3 protein-coding genes and 1 pseudogene are annotated in these 3,357 nt (G+C 61.2%); all 4 read left to right on the plus strand.

Annotated elements, in window-relative coordinates; translation table 11 throughout:
- Positions 1–581 (plus strand): 50S ribosomal protein L1 (gene rplA / locus AC1P6P_RS14500; protein ID WP_481403153.1); only part of this gene is annotated, 581 nt, incomplete at its 5' end.
- 210 nt (positions 582–791) lie between these two features.
- Positions 792–1,310: a 50S ribosomal protein L10 gene (gene rplJ, locus AC1P6P_RS14505; protein WP_481403154.1), complete on the plus strand. Its 519-nt coding sequence runs from the start codon at positions 792–794 to the stop codon at positions 1,308–1,310.
- 51 nt (positions 1,311–1,361) lie between these two features.
- Positions 1,362–1,733, plus strand: coding sequence for a 50S ribosomal protein L7/L12 (gene rplL / locus AC1P6P_RS14510; RefSeq protein ID WP_481403155.1), 372 nt, complete (start codon positions 1,362–1,364; stop codon positions 1,731–1,733).
- 222 nt (positions 1,734–1,955) lie between these two features.
- Positions 1,956–3,357 (plus strand): annotated as a pseudogene (locus AC1P6P_RS14515) (DNA-directed RNA polymerase subunit beta); the annotation flags it as partial.

Genomic DNA, 3,357 nt, shown 5'->3' on the forward strand with positions numbered 1-3,357 from the left:
TCGCGATGAACCTCGGCGTCGATCCGCGTCATGCCGACCAGATGGTCCGTGGCGTCGTGGCGCTTCCCTCGGGTACCGGCCGCACCGTGCGCGTTGCCGTGTTCGCCAAGGGTGCCAAGGCCGATGAAGCCAAGGCGGCCGGTGCCGATCTGGTCGGTGCCGAAGAGATTGCCGAGCAGGTGCAGAAGGGCGAAATCAACTTCGACCGCTGCATTGCCACGCCCGACATGATGGGCATGGTCGGCCGTTTGGCGAAGGTGCTGGGCCCGCGCGGGCTGATGCCGAACCCGAAGGTCGGTACCGTGACCATGGACGTGAAGACGGCCGTCAAGAACGCCAAGGGCGGCGCCGTGGAATTCCGCGTCGAGAAGGCCGGCATCGTGCAGGCCGGCATCGGCAAGGCCTCGTTCACCGAGGACGCCATCACCGCCAACGTCAAGGCTTTCGTCGACAGCGTCGTCAAGGCGAAGCCGGCGGGCGCCAAAGGCACCTATGTGAAGAAGGTTTCGCTCAGCTCGACCATGGGCCCGGGCGTCAAGATCGCGCTGGTATCCGTGAATGCGGGTTCGGGCGAAGCATAAGGAATTTTTGAATTCCGGTCGGCGATGACCGGAAGACCTGTCCGAGACCACTGGGGCTTTTCGAAGCTTAAACATCCCAGCGCAGACGGGGTTCGGGTTTGAACCCTGGGGCAGGAGTGAGCAACAGGGCGGCATGCGGATCGCCACGTATGCCGGTTGTTCGGCGCAATTTCCCTTAATTCGGGAAATGCTGCCGAGAAGGAGAGCACAGTGGAGAAAGCCAAGAAGGCGGAGGTCGTCGAAGAGCTGAAAGGCGTCTTCGCGGAATCCGGCTCCGTGGTTGTCGCCCACTATTCCGGTCTGACGGTGGCTCAGTTGAGCGACCTCCGCACGCGCGCGCGCAAAGTCGGAGTGTCGTTCAAGGTGGCCAAGAACCGTCTGGCGGTTCGTGCGCTTCAGGGAACGCCGATCGAAGGCATTTCCCACCTCTTCAAAGGCCCCACCGGTATTGCGTTCAGCAAGGACCCGGTCGCGGCTTCGAAGGTGTTGGTGGGCTATGCCAAGGACAACGCCAAGCTTGTTGTGCTGGGCGGGTCGGTGGGAACGACGGCTTTGGACGCGGCGGGCGTAACTGCCTTGTCGTCGTTGCCGTCGCTTGACGAGCTGAGAGGCAAGCTGATCGGCCTCATCCAGGCTCCGGCTACCAAGATCGCGGGTGTCCTTGCGGCACCGGCCGGTCAGTTGGCCCGGGTCATCAGCGCGTATTCCAAGAAAGACGAAGCGGCCTAAGCGACAACCTCAATCAACATTCAAACCCGAAATACGTAAGGAAACTGAGAAATGGCGAATATCGAACAGTTGGTCAATGATCTGTCGGCCCTGACCGTCCTCGAGGCGGCTGAGCTGGCGAAGGCCCTCGAAGAGAAGTGGGGCGTTTCGGCTGCGGCTCCGGTTGCGGCGGCTGCTCCGGCGGCGGCTGCTGCTGCTCCGGCGGCTGAGAAGACCGAATTCACCGTCGTACTGGCTGCTGCCGGCGACAAGAAGATCAACGTGATTAAGGAAATCCGTGCGATCACCGGTCTCGGCCTGAAGGAAGCCAAGGACCTCGTCGAAGGTGCCCCGAAGGAAGTGAAGGCCGACGTGTCGAAGGACGAGGCCAACAAGATCAAGAAGCAGCTCGAAGACGCAGGTGCGAAGGTCGAGCTGAAGTAAGGAGGCGGCGCGGCTTGAAAAACCGCGATCGCGTGCATACTTCGTTCACACACTGCTCTTCCGGGACGGGGAACCGCCCCGGAAGAGGCGGTGATTTTCGCTTGAAAACGCAATCGTTTACCAAATCGGTTGCGGAAGACGCGTTCAGCCCGGTCCGGAGCGGTGCTTCGGGCTGGTATCGCCAAGGCTAGGCGGGTTTGTCGGAAGGTAAGGATCGGCGGGATGGCTCTTTCATTCACGGGACGCAAGCGGCTTCGCAAATACTTCGGCAAGATGGTCGAAGTGGCGGAAATGCCCAATCTCATCGAGGTCCAAAAGACCTCCTATGACCAGTTCCTCCAGGTCGATAAGCCGGAGAGTGGAGCGCGGAACGACGAAGGCCTGCAGGCCGTGTTCTCGTCGGTATTCCCGATCCAGGACTTCTCCGAGACGTCGCGCCTGGAATACGTCGACTACTATTTTGAAGAACCCAAGTACGACGTCGAAGAGTGCCAGCAGCGCTCGATGACGTTCGCGGCACCGTTGAAGGTGACGCTGCGCCTGATCGTGTTCGATGTGGATCAGGAAACCGGCGCCAAGTCGGTCAAGGACATCAAGGAACAGGACGTCTATATGGGCGACGTTCCGTTCATGACCGAGAACGGCACCTTCATCGTCAACGGCACCGAGCGCGTCATCGTCAGCCAGATGCACCGTTCGCCGGGCGCGTTCTTCGATCACGACAAGGGCAAGACGCACTCGTCGGGCAAGCTGCTGTTTGCCGCCCGCGTCATCCCGTATCGCGGCTCGTGGCTCGACTTCGAATTCGACGCCAAGGACATCATCCATGTCCGCATCGACCGTCGCCGCAAGCTGCCGGCGACGACGCTGCTGTATGCGCTCGGCCTCGATCAGGAACAGATCCTCGATTATTTCTACAGCAAGATCGCCTTCAAGCGCTTGAAGGACGGCTCGTTCACCACGCCGGTTGAACCGGCCTGGATGAAGAACGCCAAGACCAATTCCGAATGGAAGAACGCCAAGACCGGCGAGACGCTGGTCGAGGCTGGTGGCAAGGTCACCGTTCGCGGCCTCAAGAAGTGGCAGGAAGAGGGCATCAAGAACATCGCCCTCGGCGTTGAGGAACTGCTCGGCCGCTTCTCGGCACTCGACATGGTCAACCCGGAGACGGGCGAGATCTTCGTCGAAGCCGGCGAAGAGTTGACGGCGCAGAACCTGGAACAGCTTGCCGACAACGGCTTCGACGAAATCGAAGTCATCAATGTCGACGGCATCACCACCGGCGCCTATATCCGCAACACCATGGCGGTGGACAAGAACCACAGCCGCGAGCAGGCGCTGATCGACATCTACCGCGTCATGCGCCCCGGCGAACCGCCGACGCTCGACACCGCCGAGACCCTGTTCGGCCAGCTGTTCTTCGATTCCGAACGCTACGACCTGTCTTCGGTCGGTCGCGTCAAGATGAACATGCGCCTCAACCTGGATGCGCCCGATACCATGCGCGTTCTGCGGCGCGAGGATATCGTTGCCATCGTCAAGGCCCTGGCGGAATTGCGCGACGGCCGCGGCGAAATCGACGATATCGACAACCTCGGCAACCGCCGCGTCCGTTCGGTCGGCG

The organism is Rhizomicrobium sp. (genome assembly GCF_056722145.1).